Origin of the sequence: Streptomyces siamensis, from assembly GCF_039543605.1 — a bacterium.
In the GTDB taxonomy this organism is placed as follows: Bacteria; Actinomycetota; Actinomycetes; order Streptomycetales; family Streptomycetaceae; genus Streptomyces; species Streptomyces siamensis.
The window spans coordinates 200,947-217,903 of sequence record NZ_BAABKB010000010.1; the positions used below are offsets into that span (position 1 = coordinate 200,947).

Here is a 16,957-nt window from a genome sequence, read left to right on the forward strand (position 1 = left end):
GGCCCTCTCTCCCCACGGCTCCGCAAGATCTGTGCCGCCCCCCTTACCGTACGGCGGCCTCCCGTCATGATGTGTGTCAATACGGGAATTGACCTCCCGGGGGCGGCTCCGGCGCGCGGTGCGCCGGGCGTGCTCCGTCGCACCGCCCGGATCCGCGGCCGACTCCGGAGCCCGTGGGCCGTGGCCCGTGGCCCGTGGCCCGTGGCCCGTGGCCCGTGGCCCGTGGCCCGTGGCCCGTGGCATGCTCCGTCGCACTGTCCGGAAGCGCCACCGGATCCCGCCGCCGAGTCCGCTGCCCAGGCCCGCGGCCGGGCCCGCGCGGCCGGGCGCTCCCGCGACCGCGTCGGTGTCGGCCCGGTCCGCCCGCGTCAGTCTTCGTGCCCCAGTTGCAGGTCCCGTTCCGTCCGGCCTCCCCCGGCGACCTGGAGCACGGTCGCCACCGGCGGGTAGCCCGCGGCGATGACGGTGTACTCGCCGGAGGACAGATCGACGAACCGGAACGTTCCGTCCGCGCCGGTGGTCAGGGTGTCCACCACGTTGCCCGCGGCGTCCAGGAGGGTCACGCGGGCGTCCTCGACGGGGCGTCCGCCGCCCGCCCGTACCGTGCCGCGCAGCACGGCACCGCCCGCGAGCTCGACGTCCTGGCGGGTCTCGCGGGCGGCCTGGACGGAGACGGGGAGCGCGGCCGGGCGGAACGCGGGAGCGCTGGCGGCGAGGGTGTACTCGCCCGCCACCAACTCCGTCATGACGTAGCCGCCTTCGCGCCCGCTGCGGGTGGTGGCCACCACCTCTCCGTGCACATTGGTGAGGGTGACGGTGGCTTCCCGTACCGGGGTGCCGTCCGCGGTGAGCACACTGCCGGCGAGGCGTCCCGCGCCGCCGAGCACGACGTCCAGCTCCACGGGGCGTTCGCCGACGGTCACCGAGACGGCCTGCGGCTGGTGGCCGCCGGCCGCGGCGATCAGGACGTACGAGCCGGATCCCGGCGTCGACAGGGCGTACCGTCCGTCCTCGCCGCTGGCGCCGCGTCCGATCTGGGCTCCCGCGACGTCGATGAGGGTGAGCGCGGCGCGCGGTACGACGGTGCCGTCGGGGTGCTGCACCGTGCCGCAGACGGGGACTCCGGCGGGGTACGGCGAACGGCCCGGCGGGATGTGGGCGGTGGTGCGGGCCGTTTCCGGTTCGGCGGCGGAGGCGTTGTGGGACACCAGGGGTTTCTCCTTGAGGAAGAAGGCGATGGCCAGGCCGAGGGCGAGCACCGGGACGAGGTAGAGGAAGATCCGCGGCATGGCGTCCGCGTAGGCCCCGATGTAGTCGTCGCGCAGGGCGGCGGGCATCGCGTGGACGAGCTGCGGGGTGAGGGACTCGGAGTCCCCGAGGGCGTCCTGTCCGCGCGTGGGCAGGCGCTCGGCGAGGGCGTCGGCGAGCCGGTGGGCGAACAGGGTGCCGAAGATGGCGGCCCCGACGCTGCCGCCGATCTGCCGGAAGTAGTTGTTGGCGCTCGTCGCGGTGCCGAGGTCGGCCGGGGGCACGGAGTTCTGGACGGCGAGGACCAGGACCGGCATCACCAGGCCGATGCCGGCGCCGAGGACGGCCATCCAGATGCTGTAGTGCAGCCGGGGCGTGTCGGCTTCGAGGCGGGACAGCAGCCACATGCCGACGACGGAGAGGGCGCTGCCGAGGAGCGGATAGGGCTTGTAGCGGCCGGTACGGCTGATGAGCTGCCCGGAGACGATGGACGCGCCGACGATGCCGCCCATCATCGGGAGCATCAGGAGTCCCGATTCGGTGGCGCTGGCCCCGTCGACCATCTGCAGGAAGGTCGGCAGATAGCTGGCGGCGCCGAAGAGGGCGACGCCGATGACGAGTCCCACCAGCGCCGTGACGTTGAAGACGCCGTCCTTGAACAGCCTTAGCGGGATGAGGGGTTCGGGCGCGACGCTCTCGACCACGAGGAACAGCAGTGTCGCGATGAGCGCGCCGGCTCCGAGCCCGAGGATGACCCGTGAGCCCCAGGCGTACTCCGTGCCGCCCCAACTGGTGAGCAGCACCAGGCAGGTGGACGCGGCGGCGAGCAGGATCACGCCGAGGACGTCGACGCGCCCTCTGGCCTCGGGCTTCGGCAGTTTCAGCACGACGGTGACGACGGCCAGCGTGAGCAGCCCGAAGGGCACGTTGACGTAGAAGCACCAGCGCCAGGACAGGTGGTCGGTGAAGTAGCCGCCCAGCAGGGGGCCCGCGACGGATGCCAGGCCGAATCCGGCCCCGATCAGCCCCATGAAACGGCCGCGTCGGCGGGGCGGCACGATGTCCGCGATGATCGCCTGCACGCCGATGAGGAGACCGCCCGCGCCGACGCCCTGGAGCGCGCGGAAGGCGATCAGCTGGTCCATGGTGCGCGACCAGCCGGCGAGTGCCGAGCCGATGACGAAGACGACGATCGCGAACTGGAAGACGCCCTTGCGGCCGAAGAGATCGCCGAACTTGCCGTAGACCGGGAGTCCGACGGTGGAGGTGAGCAGGTAGGCCGTGATCGCCCAGGACATCTTGTCCAGGCCGTGCAGCTCCCCGACGATCTTCGGGAGCGCGGTGGCCACGATCATCTGCTCCAGGGCGGCCAGCAGCAGGGCGAGCATCAGCCCGAAGAAGACAAGTCGGATCTGGCGCGAGTCGAGTTCGGCGGGCCGGGCGTCCGCCTCCACGGCGTCCTTCGGGGGTGCGGTACCCGGCTCGTCCTGCACCAGAGTGATCCCGCCCACGTACCGCTCCCCTCGTCGCGCCCACCGCACAATTCCCGCTTATCGCGACAACTGCGAGCAAGCACGACGAGTTACGGCACGACGTCGCGCGACAGGGAGATCCACTCGAAACGGTGAGGACCGCAACGGGCCCTGGAGCACGGCCCCTTGGGCGCCGGACGCCTACTCCCTGGGACCGCTACTTCTTCTCGGTCTCGGCGGCGAGCCTGACGAGCACCTCGTCGTAGATCCGCCCGAGACCCTTGGGCGCGAAGGTCTTCTCGAAGAAGCCGCCGATGCCGCCCGCGCCGTTCCAGACGGTGGTGACCACGACACGGGACGAACCCTCGCCCGCCGGCGTGACACGCCAGGTGGTGACCATCGAGGAATTGCGGTCCTTCTCGACGAGCTCGCCGTCGGTGGGCTCGCTCACCTCGAGCAGGCAGTCGCGGACGCGCTTGCTGGTGGCCTGGAGCTTCCAGTGGACGAGGGTGCCCTCGCCGTCGCCGCCCTCGCGCACCTCGTACTCGCTGAAGTGCTCCGGCAGCAGCTTCGCACGCGTGCCGGTGTAGTCGGCCAGCGCGTCGAACACCGCCTCCGCGTCCGCCGCGATGACCCGCTCCGTCGTCGCCTCGACCTGCGCCATTGCACTTCCTCCAGCACTTGGTTCCTCGGGGTGTGCGGCCAGCCAACCACCAGGCGGCCCGGCCGCCCAAATCGGGACCGGGCGGGGTCTCCGGGGCGACGTGGATATCCGGTCGCACGATCAAGGGAACATGTGTTCTATTCTGTGGTCAGTGCTACCGAGGAGGCGCCATGCGCTGGGAGAACCTCACCGCGGACCCCGCCGGGGACCCGGCCCGCGACGCCGCGCTGTTCGGCGCGGACGCGGTGACCACCCGTACGTTCGACACCCCGGAGTTCCGCGGGATCACCTTTCACGAGATCCGGGCGCGGTCGATCGTGAACCGGGTGCCGGGGGCTTCGCGCATGCCCTTCGAGTGGACGGTCAATCCGTACCGGGGGTGCACGCACGCGTGCGTGTACTGCTTCGCGCGCAAGACGCACAGCTATCTGGACCTCGACACCGGACTCGGCTTCGACTCCCAGATCGTCGTGAAGGTCAACGCGCCGGATCTGCTGCGCCGCCAGCTCGCCTCGCGCCGCTGGCACGGCGAGCACATCGCGATGGGCACCAACGTCGACTGCTACCAGCGGGCGGAGGGCCGCTACCGGTTGATGCCCGGCATCATCGCGGCCCTGCGCGACCACGCGAACCCCTTCTCGATCCTGACCAAGGGCACGCTGATCCTGCGCGACCTCGACCTGCTCAGGCAGGCGTCCGAGGTGACCGACGTCGGCATCTCCGTCTCGGTGGGCTTCACCGACACCGAGCTGTGGCGCACGGTCGAGCCGGGCACCCCGGCTCCGGAACGCCGCCTGGACGTGGTGCGCACCCTGACGGAGCACGGCATCGGCTGCGGTGTGCTGATGGCGCCCGTCATCCCCTTCCTCGGCGACCACCCCGCCCAGCTGCGCGCCACCGTCCGCGCGATCGCCGCCGCGGGGGCCACGTCCGTGACCCCGCTGGTCCTCCACCTCCGGCCCGGCGCCCGCGAGTGGTTCATGGCCTGGCTGGAGCGGCACCACCCGTACCTGGTCCGCCGCTACGAGCGTCTGTACGCGGAGGGCGCCTACGCCCCGAAGTGGTACCAGCGCCGGATCACCCGTCAGGTGCACGAGCTGGCGCAGGAGTACGGCATCGGCCCCACGCGCGCGGGAATGCCGCGCAGGATCGCCGCCCCCGAACCGGCCGCTCCCGAAGCCGTCGCCTCCGAGCCGACCCAGCTGACGCTGCTGTGACGACCGCGCGGCGCGCCGACCGTGCCGCATGAACTCCCAGGACCGGTCCGCATGCGTCCGTGAACACTTCTGACGGCATCCGAGCGATCCCGCGGCTCAATCGGGTCAAGTCTTGTCAGAACCGGTTCCTCCGGCCTCCCTTTCCGGCACGATGCGGCGAAGGCCGTGGCGTGCACGGCTCAAAACCTCCGTCCTGGGAGGCCTTATGAAGAAACGCGCAGCTGCTCTGTGCGGGGCAGCCGCCGTGGTGGCCGGGATGATCACGTCGATCCCGGCCGACGCGAGCGCCGGCTCCGCGACCGCACCGCGCACCACCCAGACCGCCAAGCTCACCTGGAAGAAGTGTGCGACCAGCGACTATCCGACGCTCCAGTGCGCGTCGGTGAAGGTACCGCTGGACCACTCGCACCCCGACGGGCGGAAGATCACTCTCGCCCTCTCGCGCGTCCCGCACACCGCCGCGAAGTCCCAGGGACCGTTGCTGGTGAATCCGGGCGGCCCCGGCGGCAGCGGGCTCACCCTGGCCGGATTCGTCGCCTCCTCGCTGCCGAAGTCGGTGGCCGCGCAGTACGACGTCATCGGCTTCGACCCGCGCGGCGTCGGCAAGAGCGAGCCCGCCCTGGACTGCAAGCCGGGGCACTTCTCCCCCGTCCGCCCCGACTCGGTGCCCGCCACTCCGGCCCTGGAGAAGGCCAACGTCGACCGCGCCAAGGCCTTCGCGACGGCGTGCGGCAAGAAGTACGCGAGCCTGCTGCCGTACATCGACACGGTCAGCGCCGTCCGCGACATGGACTCGATCCGCGGCGCGCTCGGGGCCAAGAAGATCAACTACTTCGGCTACTCGTACGGCACCTACCTGGGCGCCGTGTACGCGAAGCTCTACCCGCAGCGCGTACGCCGCCTGGTCCTGGACTCCGTCGTCGACCCCGTCGGCGTGTGGTACGACGACAACCTCGGGCAGGACTACGCCTTCGACGACCGCCAGAAGGCCTTCCTGGCGTGGGTCGCCAAGCACAACGCGACCTACAAGCTGGGCACCGACCCGGCCAAGGTCGAGGCCAAGTGGTACGCGATGCGCGCCGCGCTCGCCAAGAAGCCCGCACAGAAGAAGGTGGGCGCCTCCGAACTGGAGGACACCTTCATCCCCGGTGGCTACTACAACGGCTACTGGCCCTACCTCGCCCAGGCGTTCTCGGACTACGCGAACGGCAAGAAGAGCGACTCGCTCGTCCAGGCGTACGAGGACTTCGGCGCCGTGGACGCCTCGGGCGACAACGGCTACAGCGTCTACACCGCGGTGCAGTGCCGTGACGCGTCCTGGCCGCGGGACTGGAACCAGTGGCGCAAGGACAACTGGGCCGTGTACGAGAAGGCACCGTTCATGGCATGGAACAACGCCTGGTACAACGCGCCCTGCGCCTTCTGGCCGACGCGTTCGCTGCGGCCGGTGGACATCTCCAACAAGTCGCTGCCGCCGGTGCTGCTCTTCCAGGCCACGGACGACGCCGCCACCCCGTACCAGGGCGGTGTCACGGTCCATCGCAAGCTGCGCGGCTCCAGTCTGGTCGTCGAGCAGGGCGGCGGGAACCACGGCATCACGCTGAGCGGCAACGCCTGCCTGGACAAGTACCTGACGGCGTATCTGACCGAGGGCAAGGTGCCGCACGGCAGTGGTGAGGCCGACGCGGTGTGCAAGAAGCTGCCCGACCCCGAGCCGCTGAGGGCGAAGGCCGCGTCCTCCTCCTCGCGGGGGTCGACGCTGCACGGACTGCTCGGCTTCCGGGGCTGATCCCCCAGGCCGAAGGCCCGTCGGGGGCGTTGTCGGACCCGTGGTCCACCATGGACCCATGACCGAGCCGATGCGCGTTCACGCCCCCGGCGGGCCCGTACCCGCCGCCACGCCGCTGTCCCCGACGCCCCACGGGGGCAGCAGCGCGTACGGGGTGGTGTGCGGGTGAACGGGCTCGTGATCCGCGAGATGACCCTCGACGACTGCCCGCACGTCGCCGAGATCCGTGTGCGCGGCTGGCAGAGCGCGTACCAGGGGCTGATGCCGCAGTCGTACCTCGACGGTCTCAGCGTGGCCGAGGACACGGCGCGTCGGCGCGCGTTCTTCGAGCGCGGCGACGGCGATGTGGTGAACCTGGTCGCCGAGCGGCAGGGCGAGCTGGTCGGCTGGGCCTGCCACGGACCCTACCGGGACGGTGAAGTCCGCACCGGCGAGATCGAGTTGTACGCGATCTATGTGCGTCCCGACCGGGTCGGCAGCGGTGTCGGGCGGGCCCTGCTCGCCGAGTCCGTCGCCCGGTGCGCGGCGGCCGGTCACGAGCGGATGCTGCTGTGGGTCCTCAAGGAGAACGCTCCGGCCCGCCGCTTCTACGAGCGGTCGGGTTTCGGACCGGACGGCGCCGAGGAGCCTTTCGAGGTCGACGGTGTCGCGATACCCGAGGTGCGTTACGCGCGCCCCCTGACCGGTACTGCCCTCGCCTGAGCCGCCGACATCCCCGCGAGACTCGGGACGGTCCCGTCCCGGAGCCCTCCGGCCGGCACCGCACCCACCGAGCGCTCGCGCACCTTCCGGCCGATCGCGCACCTTCCGGTCCGCCCTACTCCTTCCGGGCGGGCAGCAGGGCCAGTGCGTGGACCGCCGCCTCCGCGAGAGCCGGATGGGCCAGCGCCTCGCTCAGCACGGGTCTCGCACGGTCGTCCCCCAGCATGCCGAGGCCCTGCACGCACGCGAGGGCCACGCTCCGGTAGGGATCGTGTGGACGCAGCCGGCGCTCCAGGGTGGTGATGAGCGCGGGCACCGCCTCGGGGGCGCGCAGCTCGACGAGCAGTCGTATCGGATGGAGGGCGTAGGCGACGCGCAGCTCGTTCGTGGCGAGCGCCGCCGCCGCGCGGGCGGTGCGCGGATCGCCGAGCCGTGCCAGCGCGTACGCGGCGGACGCGCAGCGCTGCGGGTCGCGGTGGTTGAGCAGCAGGACGAGTGCCTCGAAGGCCCGCCGGTCCCCGGCAAGCCCGAGCCGGAAGGCGACCAACTCCCTGGCCCACAACGGCTGTCCGTTCTCCGTGAGCGCGGACGCCAGCGCGTCGACGTCCTCGGTCGCGGCGAGCCGGTCGTACTCCGTCGAGCCCGCGGCCTCGCTTCGTAGACGCTCCGTGAGTGATCGCAACTCTCCGTCCATGACGCCGAGTCTAGAGAAACGCGTGGGACGTCGGGACGTACATCACAAACTCGGGGGCTGGCGCGCTCGTTACCGGCGGGTTAAGCTCAGACGAGCGAGTTACCCACTCGCCTCACCCTTGCGGTGGCCTGGTGACGCAGCCGCCGCAGGAGCAGTCGGTTCGGTGCCTCAGGTACCGCAGTACGACACGGCTTGGGACAGGGCCGGTCGACTTCACCGTTCGTCGGGGCGCGCGTTGTGAGCGCCTCGGGACGGACCGGGCGTGTGCGCCAGTCAGCCCGGCAACACCCGCAACCTCCGCACCATGTGCGCCTGTCGGCGTACCCCATGTGCACTCCTCAGTCGTCACCCTCTTCCTGGAGTCCCGCGATGGCCACTCCCCTGTCCGACACCCCTCTGCCGCAGCTCAAGACCGTCGCCGTCGTCGGCCTCGGCACCATGGGCACCGGCATCGCCGAGGTCCTCGCCCGCGCCGGCCGCGAGGTGATCGGCATCGACATCAGCGAGGCCGCGGCCGCCCAGGCCGTCGCCGCGCTCGAAGCGTCCACGGCCCGCGCGGTGCAGCGCGAGCGCCTCACCGAGCAGGAGCGCGGCGACGTCCTCTCCCGCTTCCGCACCTTCACCGAGCTGGCCGCCGCGGCCGACGCCGACCTGGTCATCGAGGTGACCCCGGAGTCGTACGACATCAAGCAGCAGGTCTTCCGGGAGCTCGACGCCGTCGTGCGCCCCGAGGCCATCCTCGCGACCGGCACCAACGCGCTGTCCGTGACACGGCTCGCCGCCGACTCGGCCCGCCCCGAGCGCGTCCTCGGACTGCACTTCTTCAACCCGGCCCCGGCGATGAAGCTCGTCGAGGTCGTCTCGTCGGTGCTGACCTCCCCGCAGGCCGTCGGCGCCGTCACCGACCTGGCGATCGAGCTCGGCAAGGAGCCCGTCGCCGTCGGGGACCGCCCCGGTTTCGTCGCGGACGGACTGCTGTTCGGCTACCTCAACCAGGCCGCCGCGATGTACGAGGCGAAGTACGCCTCCCGCGAGGACATCGACGCGGCCATGAAGCTCGGCTGCGGCCTGCCCATGGGACCGCTCGCACTGCTGGACCTGATCGGCGTGGACACCGCGCGCACCGTCCTGGAGGCCATGTACGCCGAGTCGCACGACCGGCTGCACGCCCCCGCGCCCATCCTCAAGCAGCTCAGCGAGGCGGGCCTGACCGGCCGGAAGTCGGGCCGCGGCTTCTACTCGTACGAGGCCCCCGGCAGCGCGACCGTCGTGCGGGACGCGCTCACGCCGCTGGAGGGCGCCGCCCTGGTCCCGGGCCGCACCGTCCGCTCCGTCGGCGTCGCGGGTTCCGGCACCATGGCGTCCGGCATCGCCGAGGTCTTCGCGAAGGCCGGGTACGAGGTCGTCCTCGCCGCCCGCAGCGTGGAGAAGGCACAGGCCGCCAAGGCCCGTATCGGCAAGTCTCTTTCGCGCTCCGTCGACAAGGGGCGGATGACCGCCGAGGCCGCCGCGCAGACCCTGGACCTGATCACCCCGGCGGGCACGTACGACGCGTTCGCCGACGTCGACCTGGCCCTGGAGGCCGTCGCCGAGGACCTGGCGATCAAGCAGCAGTTGTTCGCCACGTTCGACAAGGTCTGCAAGCCCGGGGCGATCCTGGCCACCACCACGTCGTCGCTGCCCGTCGTGGCCTGCGCACGCGCCACCTCGCGCCCGCAGGACGTGATCGGCATGCACTTCTTCAACCCGGCCCCGGCGATGAAGCTCGTCGAGGTCGTGCGCACCGTGCTCACCGCCGACGACGTGCACGCCACTGTGCGCGAGGTCTGCGCGAAGGTCCGCAAGCACCCGGTGGACTGCGGCGACCGCGCGGGATTCATCGTGAACGCCCTGCTGTTCCCGTACCTGAACAACGCGATCAAGATGGTCGAGGAGCACTACGCGACGCTCGACGACATCGACGCCGCGATGAAGCTGGGCGGCGGGTACCCGATGGGACCCTTCGAGCTGCTGGACGTGGTCGGCCTGGACGTCTCGCTCGCCATCGAGAAGGTCCTGCACCGCGAGTTCCGCGACCCCGGCCTGGCCCCCGCGCCGCTCCTCGAACACCTGGTGGCCGCGGGCTGCCTCGGCCGCAAGACCGGCCGCGGCTTCCGCGAATATGCCCGGCGCTGAGCGTACGGGCGACTGGTTCGCGGAGAGCCCCGACTGGGGCGGACTGCTCGACCCGGCCGGACACCCCCCGCCCCAGGAGGGCGGGGGGATCCCCGGACATGCGCGCTCTCCTGCGCACATGCAGTACGTTCGGGTCATGTCCCAGCCCGCCAAGTCCTCACGTACACCAGCCACGCCCGACGCACCGGAAAGTGCTGCCGGCAGTCGCGCGGCCGCTCAACGCCTCAAGATGCGCCGGGAACTGGCGGCCGCGGCCATGGAGCTGTTCGCGACGAAGGGGTACGAGGCGACCACCGTCGACGAGATCGCGGCCCAGGCCGGAGTCGCCCGCCGGACCTTCTTCCGCCACTTCCGCTCCAAGGAAGAGGCGATCTTCCCCGACCACGACGACACGCTGATCCGGGCCGAGGCCGTGCTCAACGCGGCTCCCGCGCACGAGCATCCGCTCGACACCGTGTGCCGGGGCATCAAGGAAGTCATGAAGATGTACGCGGCGCGGCCCGAGATCTCGGTCGCCCGCTACAAGCTCACGCGCGAGGTACCCACCCTGCGCGAGGCCGAGATCGCGTCGGTGGCCCGCTACGAGCGACTCTTCACCCGCTATCTGCTGGGCCACTTCGACGAGCACGCGCACGACGACGACGCCAACGACGACCCGCTGCTGGCCGAGGTGGCAGCGTCCGCCGTCGTGACCGCCCACAACCACGTGCTGCGGCGCTGGCTGCGGGCGGGCGGCCAGGGCGACGTGGAGGCACAGCTCGACCACGCCTTCGCGATCGTGCGGAAGACGTTCGGCAACGGGATCGGCGCCGGGCGGGAGTCCACCCCCCGTTCGGCACCCGCCTCCTCCTTCACGGAAGGCGACGTGCTGGTGACCGTCGCCCGCGTCGACGCCCCGCTCGACCAGGTCATGCGCACCATCGAGCAGGCGCTCAAGGAGCGTCCGTAGCGGCTTCGTCCGCGCGCCGCGCCGACGCCGCGGCGCGCACCTCGGAGCCGTGACGGCTCCGGACTTCGAGACGGGCCCCGGAGCCAGGTCCGCGACCGCGCAACTCTCCAGCCGGGCCGCCGGCACCGGGGCCCGCACTTCAGAGCCGTGACCGCTCCGGACTCCCGGACGGGCCCCGGACCCAGGTCCGCCACCGCGCGACTCCCCGGCCGGGCGGGCGGCGCCGGGTCCCGCGGCGCGGAGCCGTGAGCGTCAGGCTCCGGCCCCGGGCCGCGCCAGGCCCCACAGCCCCGGGCCGTACTGGGGCCCGGCTCCCTGCCGCGAGAATCCCGGCCTTCGCCGGTCCCGCCGATCCGGAGCGCCTCCGGGCCCGCGCACCCGGCGCTCCGGCCCGGAGCCGGCGGCCGGGCGGGCCGTCCGTCCCCACCCCTCCAGGTCGGCGACCAGCCGTCCGACAGCGGGGACCCCACGCCTCCTCGCGGACGCTCGCGAGCAGACCCCGGGCCCGGGCCGGACAGACGCAGGGGCAGCCGGCCCACTGCCGGACCCACCGGGGCCGGCCCGCTGCCGGACCCACCGGGGCCGCCCCGCCGGCGATCGCCACCGGGTCCGCGGCGCACGTGCCGCCGCACGTACACAGCCCCACCTGCCGCGCACCGTGATGCAGGCCCACCTGCCGCGCACCGTGATGCAACCCCACGTGCCGCGAGCCGTCGCGAACGGCGGGCGCCCAGGCCTCCTCTCCCCGCCCTCGCCGCACCGTTGCGCGCACTCCCCCGGCGTCCTGAACGCACGCGGGCAGCTGCCCCCGCCGTGACATCCGGCGGACCACGACAAGACCTCCCATAGCCACCTACTCGACAGTAGCTTTGATCGATCATCGCTCATTTGTTACGTAAAGATTTCATCTGAGGCCAACTTCTGGCACTCAGTGCCTTGTCAGGTGACACGCGGTGTCATACGTTGAAGGAGTCCGGGCGGCCGGCGTGCAGAGACCTTTCGTACGCCGGCTGTCCCCGCAAGCCCCCCAGGCTGCGCGCCCGGACGCCTGCGTCACAGGCAACCTCCTGCGCCGACCAAGCGCCGCCACAGCACCACCTCCGCCGAACCGACGGCACCCCTCACACCCTCAGCAGCACCGACGTAACCCTCAGCGTCTTCCCTCAGGACGCTCATCGCCGGAGGCAACACAGTGAAGGAAATCCTGGACGCGATTCAGTCGCAGACCGCCACGTCTGACGACTTCGCCGCTCTGCCGCTCCCCGAGTCCTACCGCGCGATCACCGTGCACAAGGACGAGACGGAGATGTTCGCCGGGCTCAGCACCCGCGACAAGGACCCCCGCAAGTCGATCCACCTGGACAACGTGCCGGTGCCGGAGCTCGGCCCGGGCGAGGCCCTGGTGGCCGTCATGGCCTCCTCGGTCAACTACAACTCCGTGTGGACCTCGATCTTCGAGCCGCTGTCGACCTTCGGCTTCCTGGAGCGCTACGGCCGGCTCAGCGAGCTGACCAAGCGCCACGACCTGCCGTACCACATCATCGGCTCCGACCTCGCGGGCGTCGTCCTGCGCACCGGCCCGGGCGTGAACGCCTGGCACCCCGGCGACGAGGTCGTCGCGCACTGCCTGTCGGTCGAGCTGGAGTCCTCGGACGGTCACAACGACACGATGCTCGACCCCGAGCAGCGCATCTGGGGCTTCGAGACCAACTTCGGCGGGCTCGCCGAGATCGCCCTGGTCAAGTCCAACCAGCTGATGCCGAAGCCCGACCACCTGTCGTGGGAGGAGGCCGCCGCTCCCGGCCTGGTGAACTCCACCGCCTACCGGCAGCTGGTCTCCCGCAACGGCGCCGGCATGAAGCAGGGCGACAACGTGCTGATCTGGGGCGCGAGCGGCGGGCTCGGCTCGTACGCCACCCAGTTCGCGCTGGCCGGCGGCGCCAACCCGATCTGTGTCGTCTCCAGCGAGCAGAAGGCGGACATCTGCCGCTCGATGGGCGCCGAGGCGATCATCGACCGCAGCGCCGAGGGCTACAAGTTCTGGAAGGACGAGCGCACCCAGGACCCGAAGGAGTGGAAGCGCTTCGGCAAGCGCATCCGCGAGTTCACCGGCGGCGAGGACATCGACATCGTCTTCGAGCACCCCGGCCGCGAGACCTTCGGCGCCTCGGTCTACGTCACCCGCAAGGGCGGCACCATCACCACCTGCGCCTCGACCTCGGGCTACATGCACGAGTACGACAACCGCTACCTGTGGATGTCGCTGAAGCGGATCATCGGCTCGCACTTCGCCAACTACCGCGAGGCGTGGGAGGCCAACCGCCTGATCGCCAAGGGCAAGATCCACCCGACGCTCTCCAAGGTCTACTCCCTGGAGGACACCGGGCAGGCCGCCTACGACGTGCACCGCAACCTCCACCAGGGCAAGGTCGGCGTGCTGGCGCTCGCCCCCGAGGAGGGCCTGGGCGTCCGCGACCACGAGAAGCGCGCCCAGCACATCGACGCCATCAACCGCTTCCGGAACGTCTGAGGTCCCCAGATGACTGAGCGTCAGAAGGACCGGCCGTGGCTGATGCGCACGTACGCCGGTCACTCCACCGCCGAGGCGTCGAACGAGCTGTACCGACGCAACCTCGCGAAGGGCCAGACAGGCCTGTCGGTCGCGTTCGACCTTCCGACGCAGACCGGTTACGACCCCGACCACATCCTCGCCCGCGGCGAGGTCGGCCGGGTCGGGGTCCCGGTCTCCCACCTCGGTGACATGCGCCGTCTGTTCCAGGACATCCCCCTGGAGCAGATGAACACCTCGATGACGATCAACGCCACGGCCATGTGGCTGCTGGCGCTCTACCAGGTCGTCGCCGAGGAGCAGGGCGCGGACATCACCAAGCTCCAGGGCACGACCCAGAACGACATCGTGAAGGAGTACCTGTCGCGGGGGACGCACGTCTTCCCGCCGGGCCCCTCCCTCCGTCTGACGACGGACATGATCACCTACACGGTGAACCACATCCCGAAGTGGAACCCGATCAACATCTGCAGCTACCACCTGCAGGAGGCGGGTGCCACGCCGGTCCAGGAGATCGCGTACGCGATGTCCACCGCGATCGCCGTCCTGGACGCGGTGTTCGCGTCCGGCCAGATCGCCGAGGATCGCAAGGGCGACGTCGTGGCCCGTATCTCCTTCTTCGTGAACGCGGGCGTCCGCTTCGTCGAGGAGATGTGCAAGATGCGGGCGTTCGGGCGCATCTGGGACCGGATCACCCGCGAGCGGTACGGCATCGAGAATCCCAAGCAGCGGCGCTTCCGGTACGGCGTCCAGGTCAACTCCCTCGGTCTGACCGAGGCGCAGCCGGAGAACAACGTCCAGCGGATCGTGCTCGAGATGCTGGCCGTGACCCTCTCGAAGGACGCACGCGCGCGTGCCGTGCAGCTGCCCGCCTGGAACGAGGCGCTGGGCCTGCCCCGGCCCTGGGACCAGCAGTGGTCGCTGCGCATCCAGCAGGTGCTCGCGCACGAGAGCGACCTGCTGGAGTACGAGGACATCTTCGAGGGTTCGCACGTCATCGAGGCCAAGGTGTCGGCCCTCGTAGAGGAGTCGCTGGCCGAGATCGACCGCATCCAGGAGATGGGCGGCGCCATGGCCGCCGTCGAGTCGGGCTACCTGAAGTCGCAGCTCGTCTCCTCGCACGCCGAGCGCCGCGGCCGTATCGAGTCCGGCCAGGAGAAGATCGTCGGCGTCAACATCTTCGAGTCCACCGAGCCGAACCCGCTCACGGCCGACCTGGACGCGGCCATCCAGACGGTCGACCCGGCCGTCGAGGCCCGGGTGATCGGCGCCCTGGAGAACTGGCGCGACACGCGCTACCAGCCTCCGTTCAACCACCCGCGCCCGTGCAAGGCGCTGGAGCGGCTGAAGGAGGCCGCCAAGGGCACCGACAACCTCATGGAGGCCACCCTGGAGTGCGCCCGCGCCGGGGTCACCACCGGCGAATGGGCCGGGGCCCTGCGCGAGGTGTTCGGCGAGTTCCGCGCGCCGACCGGTGTCTCCTCCGCGCCCGTCGCGGTCACCGCCGAGGAGGGCACCGCGCTCGCCCAGGTCCGCCGCAAGGTGGAACTGACGGCGCGGGACCTCGGTGTCGGCAAGCTCCGCTTCCTGGTCGGCAAGCCGGGCCTGGACGGACACTCCAACGGCGCCGAGCAGATCGCCGTGCGGGCCCGCGACGCCGGCTTCGAGGTGGTCTACCAGGGCATCCGGCTGACGCCCGAACAGATAGTGGACGCCGCGGTCGCGGAGGACGTGCACGGTGTCGGGCTGTCCATCCTGTCCGGCTCGCACGCCCAGTTGGTGCCGGACGTGCTGGAGAGGCTGCGCGAGGCCGGCGCCGCGGACATCCCGGTGATCGCGGGCGGGATCATCCCGAACGCCGACGCCGAGCAGCTGCGGGCCGCGGGAGTGGCCGCGGTCTTCACACCGAAGGACTTCGACATCACCGGAATCATCGGCCGTATCGTCGACGAGATCCGGAAAGCGAACAAGCTCGACCCCCTGGAGGTCCCCGCATGACCACGCCCGTCAACCGTCTGCGTCCGCGTCGCTCCTGCCTCGCGGTCCCGGGGAGCAACCCGCGCTTCCTGGAGAAGGCCCAGGGCCTCCCCGCGGACCAGGTCTTCCTCGACCTGGAGGACGCGTGCGCGCCGCTGGCCAAGCCCGGGGCACGGCACACCATCGTGAAGTTCCTCAACGAGGGCGACTGGACCGGCAAGACGCGGGTCGTGCGCGTCAACGACTGGACCACCGAGTGGACGTACCGCGACGTCGTGACCGTCGTGGAGGGCGCGGGCCAGAACCTCGACTGCATCATGCTGCCGAAGGTCCAGGACGCCCAGCAGGTCGTGGCGCTTGACCTGCTGCTGACGCAGATCGAGAAGACGATGGGCTTCGAGGTCGGCAAGATCGGCATCGAGGCGCAGATCGAGAACGCGCAGGGCCTGAACAACGTCAACGAGATCGCGACGGCCTCCCAGCGCGTCGAGACCATCATCTTCGGCCCGGCCGACTTCATGGCGTCCATCAACATGAAGTCGCTCGTCGTGGGTGAGCAGCCGCCCGGCTACCCGGCGGACGCCTACCACTACATCCTGATGAAGATCCTGATGGCCGCCCGCGCCAACAACCTCCAGGCGATCGACGGCCCCTACCTCCAGATCCGGAACATCGACGGCTACCGCGAGGTCGCCCAGCGCGCCGCCGCGCTCGGCTTCGACGGCAAGTGGGTGCTGCACCCGGGCCAGGTCGAGGCGTCCAACGAGATCTTCTCGCCCTCCCAGGAGGACTTCGACCACGCCGAGCTGATCCTGGACGCGTACGACTACTACACGTCCGAGGCGGGCGGCAAGAAGGGCTCCGCGATGCTCGGCGACGAGATGATCGACGAGGCCAGCCGCAAGATGGCCCTGGTCATCTCGGGCAAGGGCCGGGCCGCCGGCATGCAGCGCACCAGCAAGTTCGAAGCCCCGGAGGCCTGAGCACCATGCAGTTCGGACGCACCTACGAAGAGTTCGAGGTCGGCGCGGTCTACAAGCACTGGCCCGGGAAGACGGTCACGGAGTACGACGACCACCTCTTCTGTCTGCTGACCATGAACCACCACCCGCTCCACATGGACACGAACTATGCGGAGAAGACGACGGATTTCGGGAAGAACGTCGTCGTCGGCAACTACATCTACTCGCTGCTCCTCGGCATGTCCGTGCCGGACGTGTCGGGCAAGGCGATCGCCAACCTGGAGATCGAGTCGCTGCGGCACGTGGCGCCGACCTTCCACGGCGACACGATCTACGGCGAGACGACGGTCCTGGACAAGACGCCCTCCCGGTCCAAGTCGGACCGCGGGATCGTCTACGTCGAGACCAAGGGCTACAAGCAGGACGGCACGCTGGTCTGCGTGTTCCGCCGCAAGGTGATGGTCCCCACCGAGACGTACATCAAGGAGCGCGGCGGCGAGCAGCCCGGCCGCCCGGAGCTGAAGCAGACGGAGAAGTAG

At 70.7% G+C, this 16,957-nt stretch carries 12 protein-coding genes; 9 read left to right on the plus strand and 3 right to left on the minus strand.

Features of this window, described 5'->3' with window-relative positions; all coding sequences use genetic code 11:
- Positions 1-368 precede the first annotated feature (368 nt).
- Together ABEB03_RS17410 and ABEB03_RS17415 are read right to left on the minus strand one after the other, a co-directional pair.
- Complete coding sequence (locus tag ABEB03_RS17410) at positions 369-2,759, minus strand: MFS transporter (protein WP_345649207.1); 2,391 nt, start codon at positions 2,757-2,759, stop codon at positions 369-371.
- Between the two features lie 178 nt (positions 2,760-2,937).
- Positions 2,938-3,384 (minus strand): SRPBCC family protein, encoded by a 447-nt coding sequence (locus ABEB03_RS17415; protein WP_345649210.1) that lies wholly within the window; start codon positions 3,382-3,384, stop codon positions 2,938-2,940.
- Between the two features lie 170 nt (positions 3,385-3,554).
- Here ABEB03_RS17415 and ABEB03_RS17420 point away from each other — a divergent pair, with 170 nt between their 5' ends.
- The 3 genes from ABEB03_RS17420 to ABEB03_RS17430 all read left to right on the plus strand — a co-directional run bounded on the left by ABEB03_RS17420 (position 3,555) and on the right by ABEB03_RS17430 (position 7,092).
- On the plus strand, positions 3,555-4,601 hold the full coding sequence (locus ABEB03_RS17420; protein WP_345649213.1) for an Rv2578c family radical SAM protein: 1,047 nt from the start codon (positions 3,555-3,557) through the stop codon (positions 4,599-4,601).
- Between the two features lie 205 nt (positions 4,602-4,806).
- Positions 4,807-6,390, plus strand: a complete 1,584-nt coding sequence (locus ABEB03_RS17425) for an alpha/beta hydrolase (protein ID WP_345649215.1) — start codon at positions 4,807-4,809, stop codon at positions 6,388-6,390.
- 189 nt (positions 6,391-6,579) lie between these two features.
- Positions 6,580-7,092: a GNAT family N-acetyltransferase gene (locus ABEB03_RS17430; protein WP_345649545.1), complete on the plus strand. Its 513-nt coding sequence runs from the start codon at positions 6,580-6,582 to the stop codon at positions 7,090-7,092.
- Between the two features lie 115 nt (positions 7,093-7,207).
- Here ABEB03_RS17430 and ABEB03_RS17435 read toward each other — a convergent pair whose 3' ends face one another.
- Positions 7,208-7,786: an adenylosuccinate lyase gene (locus tag ABEB03_RS17435; protein ID WP_345649217.1), complete on the minus strand. Its 579-nt coding sequence runs from the start codon at positions 7,784-7,786 to the stop codon at positions 7,208-7,210.
- A 369-nt stretch (positions 7,787-8,155) separates the two neighbouring features.
- On the opposite strand from ABEB03_RS17435, the gene ABEB03_RS17440 reads away from it, so the two are divergent.
- The 6 genes from ABEB03_RS17440 to ABEB03_RS17465 all read left to right on the plus strand — a co-directional run bounded on the left by ABEB03_RS17440 (position 8,156) and on the right by ABEB03_RS17465 (position 16,957).
- Entirely contained in the window at positions 8,156-9,961 is a 1,806-nt protein-coding gene (locus ABEB03_RS17440) for a 3-hydroxyacyl-CoA dehydrogenase family protein (protein ID WP_345649219.1), read from the plus strand.
- A gap of 136 nt (positions 9,962-10,097) precedes the next feature.
- The gene (locus ABEB03_RS17445) at positions 10,098-10,910 is read left to right on the plus strand and encodes a TetR family transcriptional regulator (protein WP_345649221.1); all 813 of its coding nucleotides are present in this window, start codon (positions 10,098-10,100) and stop codon (positions 10,908-10,910) included.
- A gap of 1,192 nt (positions 10,911-12,102) precedes the next feature.
- A complete protein-coding gene (ccrA, locus tag ABEB03_RS17450; RefSeq protein ID WP_095937579.1) occupies positions 12,103-13,440 on the plus strand; it encodes a crotonyl-CoA carboxylase/reductase in 1,338 nt (445 codons plus the stop codon).
- A gap of 9 nt (positions 13,441-13,449) precedes the next feature.
- On the plus strand, positions 13,450-15,477 hold the full coding sequence (locus ABEB03_RS17455; protein ID WP_345649227.1) for a protein meaA: 2,028 nt from the start codon (positions 13,450-13,452) through the stop codon (positions 15,475-15,477).
- Complete coding sequence (locus ABEB03_RS17460) at positions 15,474-16,439, plus strand: HpcH/HpaI aldolase/citrate lyase family protein (protein ID WP_095937577.1); 966 nt, start codon at positions 15,474-15,476, stop codon at positions 16,437-16,439. The genes ABEB03_RS17455 and ABEB03_RS17460 overlap by 4 nt, the downstream gene beginning before the upstream one ends.
- A gap of 5 nt (positions 16,440-16,444) precedes the next feature.
- Positions 16,445-16,957: a MaoC family dehydratase gene (locus ABEB03_RS17465; protein ID WP_345649236.1), complete on the plus strand. Its 513-nt coding sequence runs from the start codon at positions 16,445-16,447 to the stop codon at positions 16,955-16,957.